At 63.6% G+C, this 14,234-nt stretch carries 16 protein-coding genes; 13 read left to right on the forward strand and 3 right to left on the reverse strand.

Going from position 1 to position 14,234, the window contains the following annotated elements; genetic code table 11:
• Positions 1 to 172: 172 nt before the first annotated feature.
• From livH to LXM55_RS05910, 8 genes are all read left to right on the forward strand, one after another.
• Entirely contained in the window at positions 173 to 1,096 is a 924-nt protein-coding gene (gene livH, locus LXM55_RS05875; RefSeq protein WP_025127777.1) for a high-affinity branched-chain amino acid ABC transporter permease LivH, read from the forward strand.
• Positions 1,093 to 2,349, forward strand: coding sequence for a high-affinity branched-chain amino acid ABC transporter permease LivM (locus LXM55_RS05880; protein WP_233319514.1), 1,257 nt, complete (start codon positions 1,093 to 1,095; stop codon positions 2,347 to 2,349). The genes livH and LXM55_RS05880 overlap by 4 nt, the downstream gene beginning before the upstream one ends.
• Complete coding sequence (gene livG / locus LXM55_RS05885) at positions 2,346 to 3,113, forward strand: high-affinity branched-chain amino acid ABC transporter ATP-binding protein LivG (RefSeq protein ID WP_060837861.1); 768 nt, start codon at positions 2,346 to 2,348, stop codon at positions 3,111 to 3,113. Before LXM55_RS05880 ends, livG begins: the two co-directional genes overlap by 4 nt.
• Positions 3,114 to 3,815 (forward strand): ABC transporter ATP-binding protein, encoded by a 702-nt coding sequence (locus LXM55_RS05890; protein WP_233319516.1) that lies wholly within the window; start codon positions 3,114 to 3,116, stop codon positions 3,813 to 3,815.
• Positions 3,816 to 3,978: 163 nt separating this feature from the next.
• A complete protein-coding gene (locus LXM55_RS05895) occupies positions 3,979 to 4,281 on the forward strand; it encodes a BufA1 family periplasmic bufferin-type metallophore (RefSeq protein ID WP_233319519.1) in 303 nt (100 codons plus the stop codon).
• 22 nt (positions 4,282 to 4,303) lie between these two features.
• On the forward strand, positions 4,304 to 5,197 hold the full coding sequence (gene bufB / locus LXM55_RS05900; protein ID WP_442799740.1) for an MNIO family bufferin maturase: 894 nt from the start codon (positions 4,304 to 4,306) through the stop codon (positions 5,195 to 5,197).
• Complete coding sequence (locus LXM55_RS05905) at positions 5,194 to 5,964, forward strand: HvfC/BufC N-terminal domain-containing protein (RefSeq protein ID WP_233319524.1); 771 nt, start codon at positions 5,194 to 5,196, stop codon at positions 5,962 to 5,964. Before bufB ends, LXM55_RS05905 begins: the two co-directional genes overlap by 4 nt.
• Positions 5,965 to 5,966: 2 nt before the next feature.
• A complete protein-coding gene (locus LXM55_RS05910) occupies positions 5,967 to 6,473 on the forward strand; it encodes a DoxX family protein (RefSeq protein WP_233319526.1) in 507 nt (168 codons plus the stop codon).
• Positions 6,474 to 6,485: 12 nt separating this feature from the next.
• Here the strand turns inward: LXM55_RS05910 and LXM55_RS05915 are convergent, their stop codons facing one another.
• Complete coding sequence (locus tag LXM55_RS05915; RefSeq protein WP_233319528.1) at positions 6,486 to 7,394, reverse strand: LysR family transcriptional regulator; 909 nt, start codon at positions 7,392 to 7,394, stop codon at positions 6,486 to 6,488.
• Positions 7,395 to 7,498: 104 nt separating this feature from the next.
• Here LXM55_RS05915 and LXM55_RS05920 point away from each other — a divergent pair, with 104 nt between their 5' ends.
• The 3 genes from LXM55_RS05920 (at position 7,499) to LXM55_RS05930 (ending at position 10,600) form a co-directional block, all read left to right on the forward strand.
• Positions 7,499 to 8,098, forward strand: coding sequence for a short chain dehydrogenase (locus tag LXM55_RS05920; RefSeq protein WP_233319530.1), 600 nt, complete (start codon positions 7,499 to 7,501; stop codon positions 8,096 to 8,098).
• Positions 8,099 to 8,195: 97 nt separating this feature from the next.
• The gene (locus tag LXM55_RS05925; RefSeq protein ID WP_233319951.1) at positions 8,196 to 8,873 is read left to right on the forward strand and encodes a COG3650 family protein; all 678 of its coding nucleotides are present in this window, start codon (positions 8,196 to 8,198) and stop codon (positions 8,871 to 8,873) included.
• Positions 8,874 to 8,986: 113 nt separating this feature from the next.
• On the forward strand, positions 8,987 to 10,600 hold the full coding sequence (locus LXM55_RS05930; protein ID WP_233319531.1) for an NAD(P)/FAD-dependent oxidoreductase: 1,614 nt from the start codon (positions 8,987 to 8,989) through the stop codon (positions 10,598 to 10,600).
• 70 nt (positions 10,601 to 10,670) lie between these two features.
• Here the strand turns inward: LXM55_RS05930 and LXM55_RS05935 are convergent, their stop codons facing one another.
• Positions 10,671 to 11,765 (reverse strand): PLP-dependent cysteine synthase family protein, encoded by a 1,095-nt coding sequence (locus tag LXM55_RS05935; protein ID WP_233319534.1) that lies wholly within the window; start codon positions 11,763 to 11,765, stop codon positions 10,671 to 10,673.
• A gap of 322 nt (positions 11,766 to 12,087) precedes the next feature.
• Between LXM55_RS05935 and nhaA the strand changes: the two genes are divergently transcribed.
• The gene (gene nhaA / locus LXM55_RS05940; RefSeq protein ID WP_233319536.1) at positions 12,088 to 13,275 is read left to right on the forward strand and encodes a Na+/H+ antiporter NhaA; all 1,188 of its coding nucleotides are present in this window, start codon (positions 12,088 to 12,090) and stop codon (positions 13,273 to 13,275) included.
• Positions 13,276 to 13,353: 78 nt separating this feature from the next.
• On the opposite strand, the gene LXM55_RS05945 is transcribed toward nhaA, so the two are convergent.
• Positions 13,354 to 13,818, reverse strand: coding sequence for a glycine zipper 2TM domain-containing protein (locus LXM55_RS05945; protein WP_233319537.1), 465 nt, complete (start codon positions 13,816 to 13,818; stop codon positions 13,354 to 13,356).
• A 174-nt stretch (positions 13,819 to 13,992) separates the two neighbouring features.
• On the opposite strand from LXM55_RS05945, the gene LXM55_RS05950 reads away from it, so the two are divergent.
• Positions 13,993 to 14,229: a hypothetical protein gene (locus LXM55_RS05950; RefSeq protein WP_233319539.1), complete on the forward strand. Its 237-nt coding sequence runs from the start codon at positions 13,993 to 13,995 to the stop codon at positions 14,227 to 14,229.
• Positions 14,230 to 14,234: the final 5 nt, after the last annotated feature.

Genomic DNA, 14,234 nt, shown 5'->3' on the forward strand with positions numbered 1-14,234 from the left:
AATGTATGGGCCTGTATTCCGTGATCCGGAATCCCGCCCACCTGAAAATCTCAAAACCGTCATCAGCGGTTCGCTGGCAAAACCCAGCCCGAAGTGGGTGCAGATCCACGGGGCCTGGGCGGGAAAATGACTCCACCAGTGAAATGCGTATCAGGTTTTTAGGAGCGTTGTAATGCCTGACATCTATCACTTTTTCCAACAGCTGGTTAACGGTCTCACCGTTGGCAGCACGTATGCCCTGATCGCCATCGGCTATACGATGGTTTACGGCATCATTGGAATGATCAACTTCGCCCACGGCGAGGTGTACATGATCGGCTCCTACGTGGCGTTCATCGCCATCGCCGGGCTGGCCATGATGGGACTCGACAGTGTCCCGCTGTTGATGACCGCAGCCTTCATCGCGAGCATCGTCGTCACCAGTGCCTACGGCTACAGCATCGAACGGATCGCCTACCGCCCCTTGCGTGGCAGTAACCGCCTGATCCCGCTGATCTCGGCCATCGGCATGTCGATCTTCCTGCAGAACACCGTTCTGCTGGCGCAGGACTCCAAGGACAAATCCATTCCCAACCTGATCCCGGGCAACTTCTCCATCGGGCCAGGCGGCGCACATGAAGTGCTGATTTCCTACATGCAGATCGTGGTATTCGTGGTGACCCTGGTCGCCATGCTCGGCCTGACGCTGTTCATCTCCCGTTCTCGCCTGGGGCGTGCCTGCCGCGCCTGCGCCGAGGACATCAAGATGGCCAACCTCCTGGGGATCAATACCAACAACATCATCGCCCTGACCTTCGTGATCGGCGCCGCACTGGCCGCTATCGCCGCCGTGCTGCTGAGCATGCAATACGGTGTGATCAACCCCAACGCCGGTTTCCTGGTAGGCCTCAAGGCCTTCACCGCAGCGGTCTTGGGCGGCATCGGCAGTATCCCGGGCGCGATGCTCGGCGGGCTGGTGCTGGGGGTGGCCGAAGCCTTTGGCGCCGACGTGTTCGGCGACCAGTACAAGGACGTCGTGGCGTTCGGCCTGTTGGTTCTGGTGCTGTTGTTCCGTCCGACCGGCATTCTGGGCCGTCCGGAGGTTGAGAAAGTATGACTAGGAATCTTAAATCGGCGCTGTTCAGCGCCCTGTTGGTCTGGGCCGTCGCCTACCCGGTGCTGGGCCTGAAACTGACCATCGTCGGCATCAACCTGGAAGTCCACGACACCAGCCCGGCCATTCTCGCCACCATCGCGGTGTGCTCGGTGCTGATGTTCCTGCGGGTGCTGTTCCACAGCCAGATCAGCGCCGCCTGGAAGTCCTCTCCCAGCATGCCGCTGATCCCGGCCAAGGCCAGCAACTTCCTGACCCTGCCCGGCACTCAGCGCTGGATCATCCTGGCGTTGATCCTCGGCGCCCTGATCTGGCCGTTCTTCGGCTCCCGCGGCGCGGTGGACATTGCCACGCTGATCCTGATCTACGTGATGCTGGGCCTGGGCCTGAACATCGTGGTCGGTCTGGCCGGCCTGCTGGACCTGGGCTACGTGGGCTTCTACGCCGTCGGCGCCTACAGCTACGCGCTGCTGTCGCACTACTTCGGCCTGAGCTTCTGGATCTGCCTGCCGATCGCCGGGATGATGGCGGCCACCTTCGGCTTCCTGCTGGGGTTCCCGGTGCTGCGCCTGCGGGGCGACTACCTGGCCATCGTGACCCTGGGCTTCGGCGAGATCATCCGTCTGCTGCTGCGCAACATGACCGATCTCACCGGCGGCCCGAACGGCATCAGCAACATCGAGAAGCCGACGTTCTTCGGCCTGACCTTCGAACGCAAGGCGGCGGAAGGCCTGCAGACCTTCCACGAGTTCTTCGGTCTGGAATACAACTCGATCAACAAGGTGATCTTCCTCTACCTGGTGGCCCTGCTGCTGGCGCTGGGAGCGCTGTTCGTCATCAACCGCCTGCTGCGCATGCCGATTGGCCGCGCCTGGGAAGCCTTGCGTGAAGACGAGATCGCCTGCCGCGCCCTGGGCCTGAACCCCACGGTGATCAAGCTCTCGGCCTTTACCCTGGGCGCCGCGTTCGCCGGTTTTGCCGGCAGCTTCTTCGCCGCGCGCCAAGGCCTGGTGACCCCGGAGTCCTTCACCTTCATCGAGTCGGCGATCATTCTCGCCATCGTCGTGCTGGGTGGCATGGGCTCGCAGCTGGGGGTGATCCTGGCGGCGATCGTGATGATCCTCTTGCCTGAACTGATGCGTGAATTCAGCGAATACCGGATGTTGATGTTCGGCGCCTTGATGGTGCTGATGATGATCTGGCGTCCTCAAGGTCTGCTGCCCATGCAACGTCCTCACATGGAGCTGCGCAAATGAGCCGCGAGATCCTCAAAGTAACCGGCTTGTCGATGCGTTTCGGCGGCCTGCTGGCGGTCAATGGCGTGGCCCTGACCGTCAAGGAAAAACAAGTGGTGGCGCTGATCGGCCCGAACGGCGCCGGCAAGACCACGGTGTTCAACTGCCTGACCGGCTTCTACCAGCCCAGCGCCGGCAGCATTCTCCTGGACGGCGAGCCGATCGAAGGCCTGCCGGGCCACAAGATCGCCCGCAAGGGCGTGGTGCGCACCTTCCAGAACGTGCGGCTGTTCAAGGACATGACCGCGGTCGAGAACCTGTTGATCGCCCAGCATCGGCACCTGAACACCAACTTCCTGGCCGGTCTGTTCAAGACCCCGGCGTTCCGCAAGAGCGAGCGCGAGGCCATGGAGTACGCCGGCTACTGGCTGGACAAGGTCAACCTGCGGGAATTCGCCAACCGCCCCGCCGGCACCCTGGCCTACGGTCAGCAACGGCGCCTGGAAATCGCCCGCTGCATGATGACCCGTCCGCGGATCCTCATGCTCGACGAGCCGGCCGCCGGCCTCAACCCCAAGGAAACCGAGGACCTGAAAGCGCTGATCAGCGTGCTGCGCGAGGAGCACAACGTCACCGTGCTGTTGATCGAGCACGACATGAAGCTGGTCATGAGCATTTCCGACCATATCGTGGTGATCAACCAGGGCACGCCCCTGGCCGACGGCACGCCGGAACAGATCCGCGACAATCCCGAAGTGATCAAAGCCTACCTGGGGGAAGCGTAAATGCTGCAGTTCGAAAACGTTTCCACCTACTACGGCAAGATCCAGGCGTTGCACAGCGTCAACGTCGAGATCCGCCAGGGCGAAATCGTCACCCTGATCGGCGCCAACGGTGCCGGCAAATCCACCCTGCTGATGACCCTCTGCGGCTCGCCGCAGGCCCACAGCGGCAGCATCCGCTACCTGGGTGAAGAGCTGGTGGGACAAAGTTCGGCGCAGATCATGCGCAAGAGCATTGCCGTGGTGCCGGAGGGCCGCCGGGTGTTCGCCCGCCTGACCGTGGAGGAAAACCTCGCCATGGGCGGTTTCTTCACCGACAAGGGCGACTACCAGGAGCAGATGGACAAGGTCCTGGGGCTGTTCCCACGGCTCAAGGAGCGCTTCACCCAGCGCGGCGGCACCATGTCCGGCGGCGAGCAGCAGATGCTCGCCATCGGCCGGGCGCTGATGAGCAAACCCAAGCTGTTGCTGCTGGACGAGCCCTCCCTGGGCCTGGCGCCGATCATCATTCAGCAGATCTTCGACATCATCGAACAGCTGCGCCGCGACGGCGTGACGGTGTTCCTGGTGGAGCAGAACGCCAACCAGGCACTGAAGATCGCCGACCGCGCCTATGTGCTGGAAAACGGCCGGGTGGTGATGCAAGGCACCGGCGAGGCGCTGCTGACCGATCCGAAGGTGCGCGAAGCCTACCTGGGCGGCTAAGCACCGGCGTCACTGAAAACGGCCCTTCGGGGCCGTTTTTTTTCCTCGCCAATGAGCCTTGCAGAAAAAATCTGCCAACGGCTGTAACGAATCCCCCGGTGCATTCTCTAGAGGGGTAAGCAAGCACAGATGCTTCCTTACCCACCCACACTGGAGAAACACCATGAGCAGCACTCGCACCCTGTCCGCCACCGCCCTGGTCCTGGCCCTGGGTTCCGCCCTGAGTATCGCCGCCCTGCCCACCACCGCCCATGCCGCCGACGACATGGAAAAGTGCTTCGGCGTGGCCATGAAAGGCAAGAACGACTGCGCCGCCGGCGCCGGCACCACCTGCGCCGGGACCTCCAAGGTCAACGATCAGGCCAACGCCTGGAAACTGGTGCCCAAGGGCACCTGCGAGAAAACCGCCAGCAGCACCTCGCCGACCGGCTTCGGCCAGCTCGAAGCCTTCAAAGCCAAGTCCTGATCCTGCGCCAGCCTGAGTGTCGATGATGAACACCACCCTGCTCCAGCACTCCCGCCACGACATTCAGGCGAACGCCTGCAACCTGCCGCCCCGCGCCGGGCTGGGGCTCAAGACCGAGCACTTCAAGACAGTGCTCGAACAGCAGCCCGACATCGGTTTCTTCGAGGTGCACGCGGAGAACTACATGGTGGCGGGCGGCCCTTTCCACCATTACCTGGGCTTGATCCGCGAACGCTATCCGCTGTCGCTGCACGGCGTCGGCCTGTCCATCGGCGGTGAAGGCCCGCTGGATCCGGCCCACCTGAACCGCCTGGCAAGCTTGATCGAACGCTATCAGCCGCACGCCTTTTCCGAACACCTGGCCTGGTCCAGCCACGGCCCGGTGTTCCTCAACGACCTGCTGCCCCTGGCCTACGACGGGCCGACCCTGCGCCGGGTCTGCGAGCACATCGACCAACTACAGAACCACCTGGGCCGGAGCATGCTCCTGGAAAACCCGGCCACCTACCTGCAATTCCAGCGCTCGACCCTGGACGAGACCGACTTCATCCACGAGGTCATCCAGCGCAGCGGCTGCGGCCTGCTGCTGGACGTCAACAACCTCTATGTGTCGTGCATCAATCACCAGCGCGATCCGCTGGCCTACCTGCGTGCGCTGCCATTGCACGCCGTGGGGGAAATCCATCTGGCGGGCTTTGCCGAAGACCAGGACAGCCTCGGCGACCGGCTGTTGATCGACGACCACGGCGCCCCGGTGGACGCAGCAGTCTGGGCCCTGTACCAGCAGGTGCTGGAGCACATCGGGCCGATGGCGACCCTGATCGAACGCGACAATCACCTGCCGGCATTCGCCACCTTGCAAGCCGAAGCCAGCCAGGCAGAAGCGCTGTTGCTCAGCGCCCAGGTGCGGCCATGAGCGACCAGGGAGACTTTGCCAAGGCCCTGCTGAGCAGCGAAGCGGGCTGCCCGCCGGGGCTGTACAGCAGCAACGGCGCCGACCCGGCGAGCCGCTTCGCGGTCTATCGCAACAATGTGCAGGCCTCGTTGAGCAATGCCCTGGCCGAGTCGTACCCGGTCGTCAGGCAATTGGTCGGTCACGAGTTTTTCAACGCCATGGCCGCGCTCTACCTCCGCGACTTTGCTCCCGCCAGCCCTCTGCTCAACGACTATGGCCAGGACTTTGGCGACTTTATCCAGGGCTTCGGCCCGGCCGCCGGCCTGCCCTACCTGGCCGACATGGCGCGGCTTGAACGGCTGCGGGTCGAGGCCTATCACGCCGCCGACGCCCGCGCTCTGGAGCCGGCACGCTTGCTGGCAGCGATGAACCAGCCCGACGGCCTCGGCCAGTGTCGCCTGAGGCTGCATCCGTCGCTGCGCACCCTGCACTGCGCGCATGCCGTGGTCAGCCTATGGGCGGCCCACCAGAGCGACCGCCCGTGGCCGGCATTCGACCTGCACCAGGGCCAGTACGCCCTGGTGCTGCGCAACGCCCTGGAAGTCGAGGTGATTGCCGTGGAGCCCGGCGCCATGACCTTCATCGACGCTCTGCGCAACCACTGGCCGCTGGAAGTCGCGGCGGCCTATGCCCTGGATGCCCAGGCCGATTTCGACCTGGGCCAGTGCCTGGGCCTGCTGCTCGGCCACGGCGCCCTTATCGATCTGCAACTCCACAAGAAGGCTTGACCATGAACACCCAGACCAAAATGCCCATGAGCGGATTGCTGACTCAAATCATTCAAGGGTTCGAACGCATTCCCTACAGCCTGATCGCCTTCATCGCGCGGTTCTCCATTGCCGCTGTGTTCTGGAAATCCGGCCAGACCAAGGTCGAGGGGCTGGCCATCGACCTGATCGACGGCACCTTCCAGCTGGGCTGGCCGCGCCTGGCGGACTCGACCATTCCCCTGTTCAAGAGCGAGTACCACGTGCCGTTGCTGACGCCGGAAGTGGCGGCGCACCTGGCGGCCTTTGCCGAGCACTTTTTCCCGATGCTGATCCTGCTGGGCCTGGCCACGCGCTTTTCCGCCCTGGCGCTGCTGGGGATGACCCTGACCATCCAGTTGTTCGTCTACCCGGATGCCTACCCGACCCACGGCACCTGGGCGGCGATCCTTCTGCTGCTGATGGCCAAAGGCCCGGGCGTGTTCTCTCTCGATCAACTGCTCGCCCGTCGCTATCGCCGCGCGCTGTAACCACGAGCGGCTCTAGAGGCGATCCAGGGCCTCACCGCTGCGGCGGAACCAGTCCATCAGGTAATCGGCCAGCACCTGGGTGCGCCTGGGCAGGCCGCCCTGATAGGGGTGCACCAGGTACATCGGCATGCTGCGGGTCTGGTAGTCCCGCAACAGCCAGCGCAAGCGGCCATCGGCCAGCTCGCTGTGCAGCACATAGGACGGCAGCCGGGCGATTCCCGCCCCCACCAGGGCGGCCTTCTTCAGCAGGTTGTAGTGATTGCTGGCAAAGGGCCCGGAGACCCGCACCCGCAGCAGCTCGTGACGCTGGTGATAGAGCCACTCCTCCCGCCCGCTGTAGTGACTGTTGAGCAGGCAGCGATGCTCGGCCAGTTCCGCGGGGGTCTGCGGTTCGCCGTACTGCTCCAGATAAGCCGGGCTGGCGCAGGTCATTTCATGCCAGGCCAGCAGCGGCCGGGCCACCAGGCGCTGGTCGCTGGCCACCTCGGAACGCACGGCCAGGTCAAAGCCTTCCCGGGTCAGGTCGCGGTAGCTGTTGTTCAGGTCCAGCTCGATCTGCACCTGGGGATAGTGCCGGGAGAACTCCAGCAGCAGGCCGTCGAAAAAGGTTTCGCCCAAGGACACCGGCACGGTCAGGCGCACCGGCCCGGCCATGTCGTCCTTGAGCCGCGCCAGGGCCTGGTGGGCACGTTCGACTTGGGCAACCAGGGCCTGGGCCTGGGGCAGCAACGCCGCGCCGGCGGCGGTCAGGTCCAGGCGCCGGGTGGTGCGTTGCAACAGCACCACGGCGTAGCGTGCCTCCAGGGCACTGAGGCGCTTGGACAACTGGCCCTTGCTGCACCCCAGGCGCTGGGCCGCCAGGGTAAAGCTGCCCGCCTCCACCAACACGGCAAACGCTGCCAGGTCATCCATCTCGCTCATGGACTGTTTCCATTTGAAAACCAAAGGTTGCCTATTAGCGCGTTAATCCATGGAAAAAACCACTCTAGACTGCAAGCTCTTCCCCCCTTTTCGAGGAACAGCCCATGAAGATTCTCTTGATCGGTGCCAGCGGCACCATTGGTTCGGCGGTTGACCGGGAACTGTCCCAGCGTCACGAGGTGATCCGGATCGGCCGTAGCAGCGGTGACTTTCAGGTGGACATCAGTGATGCCCAGTCGATTCGCGCCTTGTTCGAGAAGACCGGACGCTTCGATGCGCTGGTCTGCGCCGCCGGGAACGTGACCTTCGCGCCGCTCGGGGAAATGACCGCCGAGCACTTCAGCCTGGGCCTGCAGGACAAGCTGATGGGCCAGGTCAACCTGCTGCTGATCGGCCGCGAGTACGCCAACGACGGCGCTTCCTTCACCTTCACCACCGGCATCTTGAGCCACGACCCGATCCGCAGCGGGGCCTCGGCGGCCCTGGTCAACGGTGCCCTCGACAGCTTCGTGCGGGCCGCCGCCATCGAGCTGCCACGGGGCCTGCGCGTCAACTCGATCAGCCCCAACGTGCTGCAGGAAGCCATGGGCAGCTACGCCCCGTACTTCCGTGGCTTCAAGCCGGTGCCAGCGGCCGACGTGGCCCTGGCCTACGCCAAGAGCGTGGAAGGCCTGCAGACCGGCCAGACCTACCACGTCGGCTAAGCCGGCCTGTGCAGGCCGATGCCGTCAGCGAGCAATCCGGGGTTGTGGTGGTCGGGCTGGCTGCGTAACGTGTCGGCTTCCGTTTGGAGGCCCGATGATGCGCACCGCCCGTTCACTGCTTTGTTTCGCCCTGTTGCCGCTGTTTGCCGGCTGCCAGATGCTGCCGATGTTCAACCAACAGCCCCAGGCGCCATCGATGGCCGGGCTGACCCGGATGCAGGGTGAACTCAGCGCCGCCGATGGCAAGCTGCTGTTCAAGCCCTGCACCGGCGAGGGCCGCTACCGGGTCAACGATGGCGGCAACACCAGCGTGCTGCAGGAAGCCGCGGCCCTGGCCGAGAAGCAGGGCAAGCTGTTCGCCGACCTGCGGGGCAAGTTCTCCACCGGTGGCAGCAGCGACGGCCAGCTGGACCTGCGCCAGCTGTACCGCGTCGAGCGCTCCGCCAGTGCCTGCGGCGACCCGAACTTCCAGCGCCTGATCCTGCGGGCCGGCAGCAAGAACCCGGCCTGGAACGTCGATGTCAGTGCCAAGGGCATGATGATCGAGCGCGCCGGCCAACCGACTCTGGCCCTGCCCTATCTGGAAGAACAGTTGGGCGACGACCGTTTCAACCTCACCAGCGAAGCCAATCACCAGCGCGTGGAGCTCTGGGTGGCGCCGCAGCGTTGCGTCGACCCGGTGACCGGCAGCGTCCAGCACCTCAGTGCCGAACTGCGGGTTGACGGCCAGGTGCAGCGCGGTTGCGGCTATTTCGGCGGCTCGCGCAACGACTGATTCGACGAGCAGCGGTTTTAGCCTCACGGCCAGGGAGGATTGCGGCTTATAATCGCCGGTTTGTGCAAAGCAAGCCGGCGCACTGTTGCGCACCGCCTACCCCGGATCCTGTCATGTTACGAATCACCGAACTCAAGTTGCCGATCGACCATCCCGATGAAGACCTGCGCACCGCCATCGTGCAGCGCCTGGGCATCGCCAGTGATGACCTGCTCGATTTCACCTTGTTCAAGCGCAGCTACGACGCACGCAAGAAATCTTCCGAGCTGTGCTTCATCTACACCATCGACCTCAATGTGCGCGACGAAGCGCCGCTGCTGCTCAAGTTCGCCGACGACCGTAACGTCAACCCGGCGCCGGATGTCAGCTACAAGGTGGTGGGCCAGGCTCCGGCAGGCCTGAGCGAGCGGCCGATCGTGGTGGGTTTCGGCCCCTGCGGGATCTTCGCCGGCCTGCTGCTGGCGCAGATGGGCTTCAAGCCGATCGTCCTCGAACGTGGCAAGGAAGTGCGCCAGCGCACCAAGGACACCTGGGGCCTGTGGCGCAAGAGCGTGCTCAACCCCGAGTCCAACGTGCAGTTCGGCGAAGGCGGCGCCGGGACCTTCTCCGACGGCAAGCTCTACAGCCAGATCAAGGACCCGCAGCACCACGGTCGCAAGGTGCTCCACGAGTTCGTCAAGGCCGGCGCGCCGGACGAGATCCTCTACGTCAGCAAGCCGCACATCGGCACCTTCCGCCTGACTGGCGTGGTGGAAAACATGCGCCAGCAGATCATCGCCCTGGGCGGTGAAGTGCGCTTCGAGCAGCGGGTTACCGACGTACTGATCGAAGACGGCCAATTGCAGGGCGTGGAGCTGGCCAGCGGCGAACAGCTGCATTCGCGACACGTGATCCTGGCCCTGGGCCACAGCGCCCGCGACACCTTCCGCATGCTCCACAGCCGCGGCGTGTACATGGAGGCCAAGCCGTTTTCGGTGGGTTTCCGTATCGAGCACCCGCAATCGCTGATCGACAGCGCGCGCCTGGGCAAGTACGCCGGCCACCCGAAACTCGGCGCCGCCGACTACAAACTGGTGCACCACGCCAAGAACGGCCGTTCGGTCTACAGCTTCTGCATGTGCCCGGGCGGCACCGTGGTCGCGGCCACCTCCGAGCCGAACCGGGTAGTGACCAACGGCATGAGCCAGTACTCGCGTAACGAGCGCAATGCCAACTCCGGCATCGTCGTGGGCATCACCCCGGAAGTGGATTACCCGGGCGGCCCGCTGGCGGGTATCGAGTTGCAGGAGCGCCTGGAATCCCACGCCTTCGTCCTGGGTGGCAGCAACTACCAGGCCCCGGCGCAACTGGTGGGCGATTTCATTGCTGGCAAGCCGACCACCGCCCTGGGCAGCGTCGAGCCGTCCTACAAGCCCGGTGTAAGCCTGGGTGACCTGGCGCTGGCGCTGCCGGACTTCGCCATCGAGGCCATTCGTGAGGCGCTGCCGGCTTTTGAGCGGCAGATCAAGGGCTACTCGCTGCACGACGCGGTGCTGACCGGCATCGAGACCCGCACCTCCTCGCCACTGCGCATTACCCGCGATGCCTCGATGCAGAGCCTGAATGTGAAGGGGCTGTACCCGGCCGGTGAAGGCGCCGGTTATGCCGGGGGGATTCTCTCCGCCGGGGTCGACGGGATTCGCATTGCCGAAGCCGTGGCCCGCGACATCCTCGGCATTCAGGCCTGACACCGGCCCTTTCGCCGGCAAGCCGGCTCCTGCAAATCTTCAGCGTCCGCAGGAGCTGGCTTGCCAGCGTTCAGATACCGGCGCGCAATACGCTGGCAGGCAAGGCCTGTCCCCGCTCGACACTGGCCGCTACCGCCTCGATCAACAGCGTCAGCTCATACCCCTGATCCGCCAGCCACTGCTCATCATAGTAAGTGGTCGCATAGCGCTCGCCACCGTCACAGAGAATCGCCACGATCGAACCGCTTTCACCGGCCGCGGCCATCTGCTGCGCGGCCATCAGAGCACCGATCAGGTTGGTGCCGCTGGAGCCGCCCACCCGCCGCCCCAGGCGCTGGGCCAGGTAGTGCATGGCTGCCAGGGACAGGGCATCCGGCACCTTGACCATCGCATCGATCACCTTGGGCAGGAACGAAGCCTCGACCCGCGGCCGACCGATGCCTTCGATCCGCGAGCCGCAATCCAGGCGCAGGCTGGCATCGCCACTCTGGTAGTAGTCGAAGAACACCGAACGCTCGGCATCGGCACACAGCACCCGGGTGCTGTGCTGGCGATAGCGCACGTAGCGCCCCAGGGTCGCGGTGGTGCCGCCGGTGCCCGGGCTGGAGATCAGCCAGCTGGGCTCGGGGAAACGCTCGAAACGCAACTGCTGGAAAATCGATTCGGCGATGTTGTTGTTGGCCCGCCAGTCAGTGGCGCGCTCGGCGTAGGTGAACTGGTCCATGAAATGGCCACCGCTCTCCCGGGCCAGGCGTTCGGATTCGGCGTAGATCTGCGTCGGGTCCTGCACCAGGTGGCTCTTGCCGCCATAGAAGGCGATCTGGGCGATTTTCTCCTGGGAGGTGGTCGATGGCATCACGGCAATGAACGGCAGCCCCAACAGACGGGCGAAATAGGCTTCGGAAATCGCCGTCGAGCCGCTGGATGCTTCGATCACCGGCGCCCCCGGCTTGAGCCAGCCATTACACAAGGCATAGAGAAACAGTGAACGGGCCAGGCGATGCTTGAGGCTGCCGGTGGGATGGCTGGATTCATCCTTGAAATACAGCTCGATGCCCGGCTGGCCCGGCAGCGGCAACGGGATCAGGTGGGTATCGGCGCTACGCTGGAAGTCGGCTTCGATGATACGGATGGCCTCGCGGGCCCACTGGCGGTTATCGCTCATGCTTTATTCTCGTTGGATCGAACGCCGTACCGGCGCAAGAAGATGAAATGCACCCAGCATAGGTGATCCAGGTCCGGGGTCGGCAGGTGCTTTCCCCTGAAGGAAATGCCCTGCAAGCCGCTGCGGACGGACATGTTAGGAAATATCTTTGCCCCCTTACAGGTACAGCTATGAAGCAATTGGAAACACAACTGCAAAGGGGGATTTTTCAGCAGCCCGCTTGCTCCCTACATATAACAAAAAAGAATATAACTTTTGTTTTAACAACTAACTGTACGGGTTAGGGTGTGCCACCTTTTTTAGATTTAGATGGAGAGCGACCTTGCCTCTGCGTAGCACTTTCACTCGTTTCTTTGCCATGGAAGCTGCCAGCGGTCTGTTATTGATCGCCGCCGCCATCCTGGCCCTCATCATCAACAACTCACCGCTGTCCTGGCTGTACAACGGCCTGCTGGAAACTCCGGTCGTGGCCCAGATCGGTGCCTTGAAGATCGCCAAGCCGCTGCTGCTGTGGATCAACGACGGCCTGATGGCGCTGTTCTTCCTGCTGATCGGCCTTGAGGTCAAGCGCGAGGTCCTGGAAGGCCAGCTGTCCAAGCCTTCGCAGATCGTCCTGCCTGGCATGGCGGCCATCGGCGGCATGCTGGTACCGGCGCTGATCTACTGGTTTCTCAACCGGGATAATCCGGCGGCACTCAATGGCTGGGCAATTCCGACGGCCACCGACATCGCCTTCGCCCTGGGGGTCCTGGCCCTGCTGGGCAAGCGGGTACCGACGTCGCTCAAGCTGTTCCTCATGACCCTGGCGATCATCGATGACCTGGGGGCCATCGTGATCATCGCGATCTTCTACTCCGGCGCGCTGTCGACCCTGTCGCTGATGCTGGCGGCCGCCTGTATCGCCGCGTTGGTGGCGATGAATCGCATGGGAGTGGTGAAGCTCGGGCCGTACATGATCATCGGCCTGATTCTCTGGGTCTGCGTGCTCAAGAGTGGCGTTCACGCCACCCTGGCCGGCGTGACCCTGGCGTTCTGTATTCCCCTGCGAACCCGCAATGCCGAGCCCTCGCCCGCACAGGCACTGGAGCATGCACTGCACCCCTGGGTGGCGTTCGGCATCCTGCCCCTGTTCGCCTTCGCCAACGCGGGCCTGTCGCTGAAGGGCGTAACGCTAGAGAGCTTCACTCACCACGTACCGATGGGGATCGCCATCGGCCTGTTGCTGGGCAAGACCATCGGCGTGTTCGGCCTCAGTTGGCTGACGGTCAAGAGTGGCATCACCGCCTTGCCTGCCGGAGCCAACTGGGGCCAGGTCCTCGGGGTGGCGATTCTCTGCGGTATCGGTTTCACCATGAGCCTGTTCGTCGGCTCCCTGGCCTTTGTGCCCGGCAGCAGCGACTACGCCGGCATGGACCGCATGGGGATCCTCACCGGCTCACTGCTGGCCGCACTGATCGGCTACACCGTGACCGCCGCCGCCAGTCGCAAGAACAAGGCTCTGGCCGCCTGATCCAGGTCGATCCCAGCGCCTGAAAACACAAAACCCCGACCAGTTGCCTGGCCGGGGTTTTGTTTTATAGCAGACGTATCAGCGGGTAACGCGGCTGGTACCGTTGACGGTCATGATGCGCACGCGATCGCCAATCCGGAACACTTCGTTTTCCTGCACCTGCTGCACATAGGCACGCATGCTGCCGTCGTCTTCACGCACGGTGATTTCAACGCCCTGGGTACGGGTCAGGCCTTCTTCAGTGGCCGAGCCCAGCAGGCCACCGGCTACCGCACCGATCACGGCGGTGACAATGCTGCCACGGCCACCGCCGATGGCGCTGCCGCCAACACCACCGATCACGGCACCAGCAGCGCCGCCGATCGGGGTCTTGGTGCCTTCGATTTTCACCGGACGCAGGGATTCGATGGTACCCATGCGCACGGTTTGCACACGGCGCGCTTCATCACGGGAATAGGAGTCACCGGTCAGGTTGGAGGCACAGCCACCGAGCAACATTGCCATCGTGGTGAAAGACGCAACCAGCAAAACAGACTTACGCATAGGATCAACTCCAAAGGACAGATAATCATTAGACTCCGCAGCTTGACGCCTGTCACGGCGTGGCCCGGATAAAATTGCTTTCATTCAGCCGAAGTACAGACTGCGCAAACGCCAGAACCTCTCATTACGGTAACGCCAACTTCCAGCCCAGCGCCACCGAACAAAGGACTTTTCATGGATTACTTCATCATCATCGCCACCACCGTCGCGGGTCTGTATTTCCACTGGTGGCTGTATGTGCGCATCAAGCGCTGGACCGATCGGGACCTGGCGCTGTCCATGGCCGGCAGCGATGAACAGAAGAAACAATTCATGCTGCAACAACTGGCCGAGGCCCAGCGCCAGAAAGTAAAACGCCGGGACCTGCCGCAATGGCTGGAAGCCGCTGCGGCCGGTTATCCCGGCGAGTGACCTGC

The organism is Pseudomonas sp. Au-Pse12 (genome assembly GCF_021341665.1).
Classification (GTDB): Bacteria; Pseudomonadota; Gammaproteobacteria; order Pseudomonadales; family Pseudomonadaceae; genus Aquipseudomonas.